9 protein-coding genes and 1 pseudogene are annotated in these 12,626 nt (G+C 71.4%); 2 read left to right on the forward strand and 8 right to left on the reverse strand.

Going from position 1 to position 12,626, the window contains the following annotated elements; all coding sequences use genetic code 11:
- Positions 1-212 precede the first annotated feature (212 nt).
- Complete coding sequence (locus ACODT5_RS33600) at positions 213-1,943, forward strand: FG-GAP repeat domain-containing protein (protein WP_422522862.1); 1,731 nt, start codon at positions 213-215, stop codon at positions 1,941-1,943.
- Positions 1,944-2,120: 177 nt separating this feature from the next.
- Here the strand turns inward: ACODT5_RS33600 and ACODT5_RS33605 are convergent.
- Both ACODT5_RS33605 and ACODT5_RS33610 read right to left on the reverse strand, forming a co-directional pair.
- Positions 2,121-2,474 (reverse strand): annotated as a pseudogene (locus ACODT5_RS33605) (VOC family protein); the annotation flags it as partial.
- A 2-nt stretch (positions 2,475-2,476) separates the two neighbouring features.
- Positions 2,477-3,331: a trans-aconitate 2-methyltransferase gene (locus ACODT5_RS33610; protein ID WP_422522863.1), complete on the reverse strand. Its 855-nt coding sequence runs from the start codon at positions 3,329-3,331 to the stop codon at positions 2,477-2,479.
- A 160-nt stretch (positions 3,332-3,491) separates the two neighbouring features.
- On the opposite strand from ACODT5_RS33610, the gene ACODT5_RS33615 reads away from it, so the two are divergent.
- Positions 3,492-3,989, forward strand: a complete 498-nt coding sequence (locus ACODT5_RS33615) for a MarR family winged helix-turn-helix transcriptional regulator (RefSeq protein ID WP_250737464.1) — start codon at positions 3,492-3,494, stop codon at positions 3,987-3,989.
- Here ACODT5_RS33615 and ACODT5_RS33620 read toward each other — a convergent pair.
- From ACODT5_RS33620 to ACODT5_RS33645, 6 genes are all read right to left on the reverse strand, one after another.
- A complete protein-coding gene (locus tag ACODT5_RS33620; RefSeq protein ID WP_385380088.1) occupies positions 3,948-4,733 on the reverse strand; it encodes a LuxR C-terminal-related transcriptional regulator in 786 nt (261 codons plus the stop codon). The two genes, ACODT5_RS33615 and ACODT5_RS33620, sit on opposite strands and share 42 nt — an antisense overlap.
- Before the next feature lie 476 nt (positions 4,734-5,209).
- Positions 5,210-6,184 (reverse strand): UDP-glucose 4-epimerase GalE, encoded by a 975-nt coding sequence (galE, locus tag ACODT5_RS33625; protein ID WP_422522864.1) that lies wholly within the window; start codon positions 6,182-6,184, stop codon positions 5,210-5,212.
- 97 nt (positions 6,185-6,281) lie between these two features.
- Positions 6,282-6,971 (reverse strand): response regulator transcription factor, encoded by a 690-nt coding sequence (locus ACODT5_RS33630; RefSeq protein ID WP_385380127.1) that lies wholly within the window; start codon positions 6,969-6,971, stop codon positions 6,282-6,284.
- A 178-nt stretch (positions 6,972-7,149) separates the two neighbouring features.
- Positions 7,150-8,886 carry a PQQ-binding-like beta-propeller repeat protein gene (locus ACODT5_RS33635; protein ID WP_422522865.1) on the reverse strand — a complete coding sequence of 579 codons (1,737 nt, stop codon included), beginning with the start codon at positions 8,884-8,886 and terminating at the stop codon, positions 7,150-7,152.
- Positions 8,887-8,944: 58 nt separating this feature from the next.
- Positions 8,945-10,639, reverse strand: coding sequence for an outer membrane protein assembly factor BamB family protein (locus tag ACODT5_RS33640; protein ID WP_422522866.1), 1,695 nt, complete (start codon positions 10,637-10,639; stop codon positions 8,945-8,947).
- 163 nt (positions 10,640-10,802) lie between these two features.
- Positions 10,803-12,602: an ABC-F family ATP-binding cassette domain-containing protein gene (locus ACODT5_RS33645; RefSeq protein WP_422522867.1), complete on the reverse strand. Its 1,800-nt coding sequence runs from the start codon at positions 12,600-12,602 to the stop codon at positions 10,803-10,805.
- Positions 12,603-12,626: the final 24 nt, after the last annotated feature.

The following is a 12,626-nucleotide window of genomic DNA, read 5'->3' on the forward strand; positions in this document are numbered from 1 at the left end:
GGTGCCCGGGGCCGGTGGCCCCGGGCACCGCTGCGTTCTGAACGTGATCAAAAAGGCTCGTTTAATGTCTGGACAACGCGCGCCACACAGGTAGTCTTCGGTAACTCCCGGGGGGGAATGCCGTCTCACGTGCAGCGCAGCCATGCCGCGCGCCGTGAACGAGATCGTTCAACCCGGTTTCGCCTGACTACCAGGGAGACCTCTTGTCTTTCATGCGCTCCACGCGCTCCGGCCGCATCGCGGCCTGCACCGCCCTCGCCGTCGCGGCGGGCATGCTCCTTTCCGGTCCGGTCTCGGCCTCCGAGAAGCCGGTTCCCACGGCGAAGGCCGAGCGTCCCGAGACCGTCGACAGCCCCACGGGCACCCGGCCGCAGGCCCCGGCGCCCAAGGCCAAGAACAGCACCCGCAGCGCGGCCGCCCCGGTGGGGCCGCTGCTCGACGTGGACGGTGACGGCTGGTCCGACATCCTGTACCGCGGGCTCAACGGCAAGACGTACCTGAAGACCTTCAACGACCCCGAGGACCCGGAGTACGGCGTACCCGGCGCCGATGGCGGCGAAGGCCCCAACTACGGCCAGGACTTCAAGGACGTCGTCCCGGCCGGCGACCTCGACCGCGACGGGCGCCCGGAGCTGCTGACGCTCTCCGTCACCGGCAGGCTGTCGCTGCTGACGGCGGACCGGTACGGGGCCTCGAGCACCGGCTGGTCCGGCAGCGGCTGGAACGTCTACAACAAGGTCACCGGTGTCGGCGACCTGACCGGCGACGGCAAGGCGGACCTGCTGGCCCGCACGTACGCGGGCGCCCTGTACCTGTACCCGGGCAAGGGCACGGCCGGTTCGAGCAGCCCGTACGGCTCCCGGATCGCGCTCGGCGGCGGCTGGAACATCTACTCCCAGATCGTCGGCGGCGGCGACTTCAACGAGGACGGCAAGTCCGACCTCCTGGTGGCCACGCCGGGCGGCCTGCTCTACGTCTACCCGGGCAACGGCGCCGGCGGCTTCGGCGACCGGATCAAGCGCGGCACCGGCTGGAACATGTACAACCAGCTCCAGGTGCTGACCAGCAACACCGGCGGCACCTGGGTCGTGGCCCGTGACGCGGTCGGCACCAAGTGGAGCTACCGCTCGAACGGCGCTGAAGGCCTCGCCGACCGCGTGCTGCTGGGCAAGGGCTGGGGTGTCACCGACCTGATCTCCGGCCAGGGCGGCGTGCCCGCGCACGGCCGCTCCGAGCTGGTCGGCCGTACCGGCGGCGGCGCGGTCTACTACTACTACGGCAGGCAGGACGGTGGCTTCGGCGACCGCCGGGAGATCCTGGGGAGCGGCGAAGCGCCGATCAGCCAGGTCGGCATGGCCGTGGCCTCCTCGTTCGACTCCCAGAACGAGGCCAGCTGGCTCATGTGGGGCGGCGGCAAGCTCTACATCGGCGACAAGTACCTGGGCTCCGGCTGGGGCATCTACAACTCCCTCGTCGGCGTGGGCGACCTCACCGGCGACGGCTACGGCGACCTGCTGGCCCGCGACAAGTCGAACGTGCTGTGGCTCTACCCGAGCACCGGCAACGGCTACCAGTTCCGTGACCGGGTCCGCCTGGGCTCCGGCTGGGGCATCTACAACAAGCTCTTCGGCGCCGGCGACGTGACCGGCGACGGCCGCGCCGACCTGCTCGCCCGCGGTACGGACGGCTCGCTGTGGGCCTACCCGGGCAACGGCGCCGCCGGCTTCGCCGACCGCGTCAAGATCGGCTCCAGCGGCTGGAACGGCTTCAAGAAGCTGGCCCCGGTCGGCGACATCACCGGTGACGGCCGCACCGACCTCGTCGGCGTCGACTCCGCCGGCTACGCGAAGGTCTACAAGGCGACGGGCCTCAAGGGCCTGAACACCTTCCAGGGCAACACCTCCATCGGTGGCGGCTGGAACGCCTACGCCGACCTGCTCTGATCGGTCCCGCACGCACGAAGGCGCCCCGTCACCGGATCTCCGGTGGCGGGGCGCCTTCGTGTGCGCCGCGGTGGTTCAGCGGCCGGCGCGTTCCGGGGCGTGCGGTTCCGGGGCCTGCGGTTCCGGGGCCTGCGGTTCCGGGGCGTGCGGTTCCAAGGCGTGCGGTTCCAAGGCGTGCGGTTCCAGAAACTCCAGCCGGTTGCCCACCGGATCCTCGGAGTAGAAGCGACGGTGCCCCGGCAGGTTGTCGTCCCAGACGACCTTCGCGCCGCGCTCCTCCAGTCTGCTCGCGTAGCTCTCGATGCCGTCGACCCTGAGTCCCGGGTGGGCCTTGCGGGCGGGGCGGAAGTCCTCCTCGATGCCCAGGTGGAGCTGGACCGGCCCGGCGGCGAACCAGCAGCCCCCGCGCGCCGCCGGCACGGGCGGCTTGGGGATCTCGGTCATGCCGAGCACCTCGGTGTAGTACGCGCGCAGCCGGTCCTCCGAGCCGGGCGGGGCGGCGAGCTGGACGTGGTCGACTCCGGCGAGCATGCTCACGCCTCCCTGCGGGCCACGGCGAAGATCCGGCGGAACGGGAAGACGGTGCCGCGGGGGCCCGCGGGGTAGGCCGCGCGGAGCAGGGTGCGGTACTCGGCGAGGAAGGCCTCGGCGGCTTCCTCGTCGTCGGCCAGCGCGGTGAGCACGGGGCGCAGTGCGGTGCCCTTGACCCAGTCCAGCACCGGGTCGGGGCCTTGGAGCAGCTGGTGGTAGGTGGTCTCCCAGACGTCGGCGGAGCAGCCGAGCTCGGTGAACCGCTCCAGGTACACGGAGGGTTCGAGGATGTGGATGTAGCGGGCTCCGTGTCCGGCGAGCCGGGCCCGCCAGCGCGGGGTGTCGCACAGCTCGGCGAGGATCCGGTGGCTGGGGGCGGTGAAGTTGCCGGGGATCTGGAAGGCGAAGGTGCCGCCGGGGCGCAGTCCGGTGATCCAGGGGGCGAAGGAGCCGGCGTGGCCGGGGACCCACTGGAAGGCGGCGTTGGAGACGATCAGGTCGTAGGACTCCTCCGGGAGCCAGTCGGCGAGGTCGCCGTGGCGGAAGTCGAGCCTGCCGCCGCCTCCGGTGCGGCCGGCGTACTCGGCGTCCGCGCGGTGGAGCATCTCCGGGGAGAGGTCGTAGCCGGTGATGTGGGCTTCGGGCCAGCGGTCCGCGATGAGCGCGGTGACGTTGCCGGGGCCGCAGCCGAGATCGGCGATGCGGGCGGTCCGGGAGGGGAGCTCGGGTATGCGGGCGAGGAGGTCGAGGAAGGGCCTGGCCCGGTGGCCGGCGTGCCGGAGGTACTGCTGCGGGTCCCAGGTGGGGGTCGTGTGGGGTGTGGGGGCGGTCTGCGCGGGCGCGGTATCGGAATGCATGTTCGAGCCTCCCTGCTGGCGGTGCGGTCGGAAGCGGAAGCGTCTCCGGCCCCCTCCATGCCCATGGTGGCGAAAAATATATCTCGATGTCAAGATACTCGAGATCGAGATACTCGATTTAAAGAGACTTCACGTCGACAGACCCTTTACACTGATCCGCATGGAGGACGAGGTCGACCGACTGGTCGCGGCATGGCGGCGGGAACGCCCTGACCTCGACGTGGAACCACTCGAGGTGCTCAGCCGCGTCAGCAGGCTCGCGCGGCACCTCGACCGTGCCCGCCGACTGGCCTTCTCCGAGCACGGCCTGGAGCCCTGGGAGTTCGACGTACTGACCTCGCTGCGGCGGGCCGGCGCGCCCTACCAGCTCTCCCCCGGCCAGTTGCTGACGCAGACCCTGGTGACCTCCGGGACCATGACCAACCGCATCGACCGGCTCGCCAAGAAGGGCCTCGTCGAACGGCTGCCCGACCCCAACGACCGCCGCGGGGTCCTGGTGCGCCTCAGCCCCGAGGGCCGCGACCGCGCGGACCAGGCGCTCGCCGGGCTGCTGGCCCAGGAGCGGGCGATCCTGGGCCAGCTCTCACGGACGCAGCGCGGCGATCTCGCGGGCCTGCTACGCCAGTTGACCGCTCCGTTCGACAACATCCCCGGCTAGTCCCTGCCCCGGCAGTCCCGGCAGGTCGGCGGGTCGTACGCCGGCCCGCCTGGCCAGGGCGACCGCCGCGAGCGTGGAGTGCACGCCCAGCTTGCCCAGCACGTTCTGCATGTGGGTGCGGACGGTGTGCGGGGAGAGGAACAGCCGCGCGGCCACGTCCTTGCGGCCCAGCCCCGCCACCATGCAGCGCAGCACCTCGTGTTCCCTGGGCGTGAGGGACTCCACCAGCCGTTCGCTGTCGGTACGGTGCTTGCGCGCCGCGGTCAGTTCGCGGAGCACGCCGGTGAGCAGCGCGGGCGGAAGGTGCGTCTCCTCGCGCAGGACCCCGCGGATGACGGCCAGGAGCCGCGAGAGCGAGCAGTCCTTGGCCACCCAGCCCGAGGCTCCCGCCTGGAGCGCGAGGGCGGCCCGGCGGGCGTCGTCGCGCTCGGCGAGGACGACCGTACGGACCTCGGGGTGGGATACCCGTACGCCTGCCACCAGCGCGATCCCGTCGGCGGCGGGCGGGGCCGAACCGGACTCCCGCTGGGCGGGGACGCCCGCGGGGACGGCGGCAAGGTCGGAGTCGACCAGCAGGACGTCGAAGCGGCGGCCCTCGGCCACCGCGCGTTCGAGGCAGCGGAGCGCGGCGGGGCCGCTGCCGGCCGCGGAGACGTCCACGTCCGGTTCGGCCGCGAGCGCGGCGGCGAGAGATTCGGCGAAGATACGGTGATCGTCGACCACGAGTACCCGGATACGGACCACAAAACCCCCAAGGGTCGGGGAACGGACGGCTGCGGGTACGACGCCCGGACCGGGTGATCCGCAGGCGCCGCGGCCGCCGCCGTGACATCTCTGCACTACCCCGGACCGGACGTCGTACCCGACTTGTCTCGACCCCTGAATCAACACCGGCCCCCACCGGTGTCACGCATCAGCCTAGGGCCGCGGTCGGCTCGTGGTTGGCCGAATTACAGAAGTTTTCCGAGCGATTTTCCGGCGAGCCGGTTCCGGAGAAGCTCCGAGGTGGCTTGAAAACGACTACTTCCCGCCCGTGGAAGCCCCGTTCCGTCCGGTCGCGTGCCATGGGCAGTTGCACGGCGGGTATTTCACTCGGCGTGCGCACGCCGGGCGCCCGCGCGCTGCGCCCGGCGAGGGCGCGCCCCGAACGCACGCGCGCCCCCGCCCTGGTGGGGGCGGGGGCGCGGGAGTGTCAGGGTGGGGCAGGGGTGCCCGCGGGCTCAGCCGCGCCGGGCGCGGGTGAAGTTCCAGGCGTCCGTCACGATGCCCGTGAGGTCCGAACGGCTCGGGGTCCAGCCGAGGCGCTCGTGGGCCGTGCGGGCGGAGGCGACGAGGAAGGCCGGGTCGCCGGCCCGGCGGGGGGCCACGATCTCGGGAATCTCCTTCCCGGTGACCTTGCGGACCGTCTCGATGACCTCGCGGACCGAAAACCCGCTGCCGTTGCCGAGGTTGCACACCAGGTGCTCCCCCTCGGCGGCGACCCGCAGCGCCGCCAGGTGGGCCTCGGCCAGGTCGGCGACGTGGATGTAGTCCCGTACGCAGGTGCCGTCCGGGGTGGGGTAGTCCTCGCCGAACACGGAGATCGACTCCCGCTCGCCGAGCGCCACTTGCAGCACCAGCGGGATCAGGTGGGTCTCGGGGTCGTGCAGCTCGCCGAACTGCCCGTACGCCCCGGCCACGTTGAAGTAGCGCAGCGAGACCGCCGCGAGGCCGTGTGCCGCGCACTCCCCCGCGATCATGTGGTCGACGGCCAGCTTCGAGGCCCCGTACGGGTTGGTGGGGGCGGTCACCGAGGACTCGGTCAGCGGCCCGTCGCCGGGCTCCCCGTAGGTCGCCGCGGTGGAGGAGAACACCAGCCGGCGCACGCCCGCCCCGCGCATCGCGGCCAGCAGGGCCAGGGTGCCGCCGACGTTGTTCTCCCAGTACTTGCCCGGGTTCACGACGGATTCGCCGACCTGCGAGGAGGCCGCGAAGTGCAGGACCCCGTCGTAGGAGGGGTCCAGGTGCTCGGCGGCGTCCTGGATGCGGCCCTCGATGAACGCGGCGCCGGCCGGCACCCCGGAACGGAAGCCGGTGGAGAGGTCGTCGAGGACGGTGACCTCGTGGCCCGCCTGAAGGAGGTGGGCCGCGACCACCCCGCCCACGTATCCGGCTCCGCCGGTGACCAGGTATTTGGAAGACGCCGTCTCGCTCACGTGCCTGCTGCCTCTCGCCGGGGAAACGCACGCACCGTACGCGTGCTGGTCACCGGCATACCCGAATCCGCGCCGCCGGGGAAATCCCGGGCCCGGATCAGGGCCGGGCGCCCCCGGACGGCGGCAGTCCCGCCCGGTCCAGCAGACCGGTACGGGCGGCCAGCGCGGCCGCCTCCAGCCGCGAGCCCACGCCCAGTTTCATCAGCACCCGCTGGACGTGCGTGCGCGCGGTGCTCGGAGCGATGGCCATGCCGGCGGCGATCAGCCGGGTGTCCTCGCCCTCGGCAACCCGGACCAGCACCTCCACCTCGCGCGGGGTGAGCAGCCGCAGCAGCCGGCTGCCCTCGTCGTCGGGCTGGGCGGCGGGGTTGAGCAGCTCGGCGAAGGCCCCTTGCAACAGCTGCGGCGAGATGGCGACCTCCCCCGCCCGGGCCTTGGCCAGCGCCCGCTCCACGCCCTCGATGCGCTCGTCGTGGCGTACGTACCCGGAGGCGCCGGCCGCGAAGGCGGCGGCGATCCCGCGCGGGCTCGGCACCGGGCCCAGGACGACCACGGCGATCTGCGGGCGCTCCCGCTTGATCCGCACGATCGGCTCGAAGACCCCGGGCTCGGCGGGCGTGGCGGTGCCCAGCAGGCAGACCTCCGGGGCCCGGCTGATGACCAGCTCGGCGGCGCCCGCGGCCGGGGCCGCGGCCGCCAGCACCCGGTGCCCGCGCAGTTTCAGGGCCGAGGCGAGCGCCTCGGCCAGCAGCCGGTGCTCGTCGACCACCATGACCCGTACGCCCATTGAGGTACCCACCCCCGCCCTTCTGCCCCGGCAAGCTACACGCTTGTTCGACGGCGCGGTGCGGATACCGCGCAGAAGCCCCCGGAAGGGCGGACCTTCCGGGGGCTTCGGGTGCGGTCGCGCGCTCAGGTCATCCTGTGGAGACGGTGGACTCGAGGCGCGGCCGGCGTGAGGCGGCTCAGCCGGCGGTGAAGGAGACGAAGCTGTAGTAAGGATCCGTCGCCACCGAGGACTTGCTCATGATCGCGGTGCGGGCGATGAAGAGCTTTCCGTTGCCGTAGCGGTACTCGGCGGAATCCGGCAGGAACTGCGTCTCGGCGCGCTGCGACTCCTTGGTCGCCGGCTGCTGCATGAGCAGCGTCTCCTTCATCGTCTTGCCGTCGATGGAGACGACCTGGCCGCCGCCGTCGTAGGGCGGGACCTTGTGGGCGATGAGGTTGGAGCCGTCCATGCGCAGCGGGTAGATCGTGTAGCGCTCGCCGGCGTCGGCGCGGTCGGTGGTCAGCTTGCCGGTCTCCAGATCGAAGGAGACGATCTCGTTGGTGCGGCCGGAGTCGCTCGTGCCCTTGTGCTCCTCGGTCGGCAGGTAGAGCTTGCCGTTGCCGACGACCATGTTGGTGCAGTCCTCGACCTCGGTGGCCCCGCACTCGGGGTTGTAGTTGCCCGAGGTGAGCGGGATGCGCGTCTTGAGCTGACCCGCGTCGTCGAGGACGAAGAGGTCGCTGACGCCGATGGCGTTCTTGGAGGTGTTGTTGACGTCCGCCGCGACGATCAGCGGCTTGGTGGAGACGATCTGGGCGAACTCCAGCCCCTCGGGGAGCTTGTACGAGGACTTCTGTGCGCCGGTGACCGGGTCGAGGGCCTGGGCGGACAACGTGTAGCCCTTGTACTGGCCGCAGCGGCGGATCACGGCGAGGGCCGGGCCGCCGCCGTAGCCGAGGTCCTTGCAGTCGTCCGAGCCGACCTTGGGCGTCCACAGGGACTTGCCGTCGGCGAGGTTCCAGGCGGAGCCGCCGTACAGTCCGCTCGCGGCCACGGTCTGGCCGCTGATGGTGACCTCTTCGAACTGGATCGGCTTGTCGCCGCCGCCCTGGACCTTGGTGGTGGCCTTCCACAGCAGCTTGCCGGCGTTCAGGTCGATGACGCCGACCTGGTTGCACGGCTGGTGCTTCTTCTCGTCCGTCGGCATGGCCTCGTCGAAGAGGATCGCCGTCTTGTTGTCCGAGACCCAGCGGCTCGCGGCGCAGACGTTGGCGCCGAGCGGGATCTCCCACTTCTTGGCGCCGTCGGCGAGGTTGTAGCCGACGACCTTGGCCATGTCGGACTTGGCGTAAGTGGTATCGGTGAGCCAGGAGCCGGGGATCTGGACGATCTCCTTCGACTCCGGCATCGGGACGTTGAGCAGCGTCTTCGACTTGGTCTTGGCCGGCACCTTCTCGGTGCCGCCGCCGCCCGGGGCCTTGTCGCCGCCGGGGCTCTCGCTGCCGCCGGCCACGGGCTGGTTTCCGGGGCCCTCCTCGCCGGAGACGTACCAGAAGCCGCCGCCGACGATGAGGACGATGGCCAGGAGGGCCGCGCCGACGATCATCAGCTGGGTGCGCACGTCGTTGCCGCCGCTGCCGCCGCCGGCCGGGACCGCCGGGCCCTGGGCCGCGTACATGGGCGCGGTGACGGGCTGCGGCTGCTGCTGCGGGTAGCCGTAGGCCTGGTCCTGCGGGTACCCGTACGAGGCCTGCGCACCGGGGGACGCGGCCGGCGCCGGGACGGTCGGCGGCTGGCTGGGGGGCGGCGGCGGGGGGCCGGCCGGCATGGGCGGGAGCGGGGGCCCGGGCGCGGCGAAGCCGCCCGGCGGCGGGTCCTGCGGCGCGCCGAAACCGCCGGACGGCGGCTGGCTGGGGGGCGGCGGGGTACTCATCGGTGCTCTTGCCTCTCGGTGGGTGGTTCGGCGGACTGCTCGTTCTCGGGGCGGTCGCTCACTTGCCGAAGACCATCAGGAACTTCTCGCTCTTGTTGTCGGCCTTCAGGTGGGAGGCGGAGACGAACAGCCGGCCGTCCACGTAGTCCACCTTCGGGGCGAGGAAGGAGCTCTCCACCGGGGCGGCGGGGCCGGACGGGTTGCGCAGGACCGCGGTGGGCGTGCCCCCGGCGGCCGGGATCGTGAGGACCTCGCCACCCTTCTCCCTCTCCGCCTCGCGGTAGACGACGACCTGGCCGCCCGCCGCCTTCAGCGGGGTGAGGGTGCGGCCCTCGCCGGCCGGGGTGCGCCACTTCACCTTGCCGGTGGCGAGGTCGAAGGCGACGATCTCGTTCGGCTGGCCGATGTCGGCCTTGGTGGGCAGGTAGAGGGTGTTCGCGTCCACGTAGGAGGAACCACAGCTCTGGATCGAGCGGTTGAAGCTGAAGAGGCCGCCGCAGCCGACGGGGAAGGTGCCTTCGCCGGAGACGGTGGTGCGCTGCTTTCCGTCGGGTCCGAGGACCACGATGGAGCGCTCCTTGCCCTCGCTGTTGCCGAGGTCGAGGACGATCGGGTCCAGCGAGTAGACGTTCTTGACCTGGAAGCCCTTGGGGAGCTTGTAGATCCAGGTGTTCTTGCCGGTGGCCGGGTCGGCGTCCATGACCTGGACGGTCTTGTCGGCGTCCTGGCAGGTGGCGACGGCGAGCATCTTGCCGTTCATGGCGGCGAAGTCGCTGGGCTGGCAGCCCACTTCCACCTTGCTGCTGAAGAGCTTGTCCCCGGTGCTGACCTTGAACGCGCTGCTCGTGCCCATCCGGTTGACGACGACGGTGTCGCCGGTGAGGGCGAGGTCGGGGGAGGTGAAGATGTCGAAGAGCCCTTCCTTCGGGACCTCCTTCGACCATCCCTCCTTGCCGGCCTTGAGGTCGATCAGCCTCATCTGGTTGCAGTCGGCGCTGTCGGACTCGCCGTTCTCGTACATGACGACGGTCTTGCCGTCCGCGGTCATGTCGGTGACCCCGCAGATCACGGCGGGGAGCGTGAGGGTCCACTTCTCCTTGCCGTCCTTGACCCCGTAGCCGGTGACCGACTTCCAGACGGTCTTGACGACGGTGTCGCCGACGATCCACTGCCCCTTGGAGTCAACGCCCGCGCCGGGGCCGTCGATCTTGCTGGTCTTGAACCAGAGGACCTTGTCCTCGCCCTGCTTGCGGCCGGCGTTGAGGTCTTCCTCCTCCTCGGAGCCGTTGCCACTGCCGTCGCCCTTGTCCACCGAGGCGGAGGGCGAGGCCTTGTCGTCCGCGGGCGGCGCGGAGTCCTGCGCGACGGGCTGGTCGGCGCCCTTGTCCTTGCCGGCGAAGAACGCGAAGTAGCCGCCGGTGCCCAGGATGAGCACGCCGGCGACGGCGGCCGCGATCAGCACGGCGAGCTTCTTCTTCGGCCCGCCGGGCGGCCCGGGCGGCATGCCGGGGGCGCCGGGGGCCATGTGCGGGGGCGGCGGCGGGAAGCCGTAGCCCCCGGGCGGCTGCGCACCGTACGGGCCCTGCGGCTGCTGGCCGTACGGGCCCTGCTGCTGGGGGTGCGGCTGGGGCTGCTGCGCGTACGGGTTGTCGCCATGCGGCGGGAACCCGTAACCGGGCTGCGGGGGCCCTGGCAGGTGCCCGTAACCGGAAGGGTTCGGCGGCTGGTTCGGCGGCTGGGGCGGCTCGGTCATCAGCGCATACCTTCGGCTTCGGGTGTGGGAGGAAGCCCTTTCTATCACTGACGACGAGAACCGCGCCGGGCCGGTCCGACCCCTGTTCCCAAGGGAGGACCGGCCCGTGATGCCGTCGTTATCGGCCAGTTGGGGTGCGCGGGCCCCGGAGGCGGGGCGAGCCCTACGCGTCTTCGGCGAGCTCCAGCCAGCGCATCTCCAACTCGTCCCGGCCCGAGATGAGTTCCCGCAGCTCGGCGTCGAGCTTGGCGACCTTGTCGAAGTCGGTGGAGTTCTCGGCGATCTGGGCGTGCAGGCTGCTCTCGCGGTCCGTCATCTTGTTGAGCTGCCGCTCGATCTTCTGCAGCTCCTTCTTCGCGGCGCGCGCGTCCCCGGAGGCCGAGGACTTTCCGGCGGCGGCCGGGGCGGACGCCGGAGCGGCCGCGTCGATCATCTTCTGGCGGCGCTCCAGGTACTCGTCGAGGCCGCGCGGCAGCATCCGCAGGCTCGCGTCGCCCAGCAGGGCCATGACCGTGTCGGTGGTGCGCTCGATGAAGAACCGGTCGTGCGAGATCACGATCATCGACCCGGGCCAGCCGTCGAGGAGGTCCTCCAGCTGGGTCAGGGTCTCGATGTCGAGGTCGTTGGTGGGCTCGTCGAGGAAGAGGACGTTGGGCTCGTCCATCAGCAGGCGCAGGATCTGCAGCCGGCGCCGCTCACCACCGGAGAGGTCACCGACGGGCGTCCACTGCTTCTCCTTGGTGAAGCCGAACTGCTCGCACAGCTGCCCCGCCGTCATCTCGCGGCCCTGGCCGAGGTCGACCCGGTCGCGGACGCGCTGCACGGCCTCCAGGACCCGCAGGGACGGGTCGAGCTCGCCGACCTCCTGCGAGAGGTAGGCCAGCTTGACGGTCTTGCCGACGGTCACGGTGCCGGCGGCCGGCTGGACCTCGCCCTGGGTGCGGGCGGCCTCGCCGAGGGCGCGCAGCAGGGAGGTCTTGCCGGCGCCGTTGACGCCGACGAGACCGACGCGGTCGCCGGGGCCCAGGTGCCAGGTGAGGTGCTTGAGGAGGGTCTTGGGGCCGGCCTGGACGGTCACGTCCTCCAGGTCGAACACCGTCTTGCCGAGGCGGGCGTTGGCGAACTTCATCAGCGCGGACTTGTCGCGCGGCGGCGGCACGTCGGCGATCAGCTCGTTGGCTGCTTCGATGCGGTAGCGCGGCTTGGAGGTACGGGCCGGGGCGCCGCGGCGCAGCCAGGCCAGCTCCTTGCGCATCAGGTTCTGCCGCTTGGACTCCTCGGTCGAGGCGATGCGGTCGCGCTCGGCGCGGGCGAAGACGTAGTCGCTGTAGCCGCCCTCGTACTCGTGGACCTCTCCGCGCTGCACGTCCCACATGCGGGTGCAGACCTGGTCGAGGAACCACCGGTCGTGGGTGACGCAGACGAGTGCGGAGCGGCGCTCCTGGAGGTGCTTGGCCAGCCAGGAGATGCCCTCGACGTCGAGGTGGTTGGTGGGCTCGTCGAGTACGAGGAGGTCCTGGTCGGCGATGAGCAGCTGGGCGAGCGCGATGCGGCGCCGCTCGCCACCGGAGAGCGGGCCGATGACCGTGTCGAGGCCCTGCCCGAAGCCGGGCAGGTCGAGCCCGCCGAACAGGCCGGTCAGCACGTCGCGGATCTTGGAGTTGCCGGCCCACTCGTGGTCGGCCATGTCCCCGATGATCTCGTGGCGGACGGTGGCCTTGGGGTCGAGGGAGTCGTGCTGGGTGAGCACGCCCATGTGCAGGCCGCTGTTCTGGGTGACCCGGCCGGTGTCGGGTTCCTCCAGCTTGGCGAGCATGCGGATGAGGGTGGTCTTGCCGTCGCCGTTGCGGCCTACGACACCGATCCGGTCCCCCTCGGATACGCCGAGGGAGATGCCGTCGAGCAGGGTACGGGTGCCGTACACCTTGCTGACTGCCTCGACATTGACCAGGTTGACGGCCATCAGGAGCGCTCCAGGGAAGGGGTG

Source organism: Streptomyces tatrensis, from assembly GCF_049310065.1.
Taxonomy (GTDB): domain Bacteria; phylum Actinomycetota; class Actinomycetes; order Streptomycetales; family Streptomycetaceae; genus Streptomyces.

Coding starts and splice junctions, on each gene's coding strand:
- ACODT5_RS33600 (WP_422522862.1), top strand. CDS start 213: ATGCGCTCCACGCGCTCCGGCCGCATCGCGGCCTGCACCGCCCTCGCC.
- ACODT5_RS33610 (WP_422522863.1), bottom strand. CDS start 3,331: ATGCATTCCGATACCGCGCCCGCGCAGACCGCCCCCACACCCCACACG.
- ACODT5_RS33615 (WP_250737464.1), top strand. CDS start 3,492: ATGGAGGACGAGGTCGACCGACTGGTCGCGGCATGGCGGCGGGAACGC.
- ACODT5_RS33640 (WP_422522866.1), bottom strand. CDS start 10,639: ATGACCGAGCCGCCCCAGCCGCCGAACCAGCCGCCGAACCCTTCCGGT.
- ACODT5_RS33630 (WP_385380127.1), bottom strand. CDS start 6,971: ATGGGCGTACGGGTCATGGTGGTCGACGAGCACCGGCTGCTGGCCGAG.
- ACODT5_RS33635 (WP_422522865.1), bottom strand. CDS start 8,886: ATGAGTACCCCGCCGCCCCCCAGCCAGCCGCCGTCCGGCGGTTTCGGC.
- ACODT5_RS33645 (WP_422522867.1), bottom strand. CDS start 12,602: ATGGCCGTCAACCTGGTCAATGTCGAGGCAGTCAGCAAGGTGTACGGC.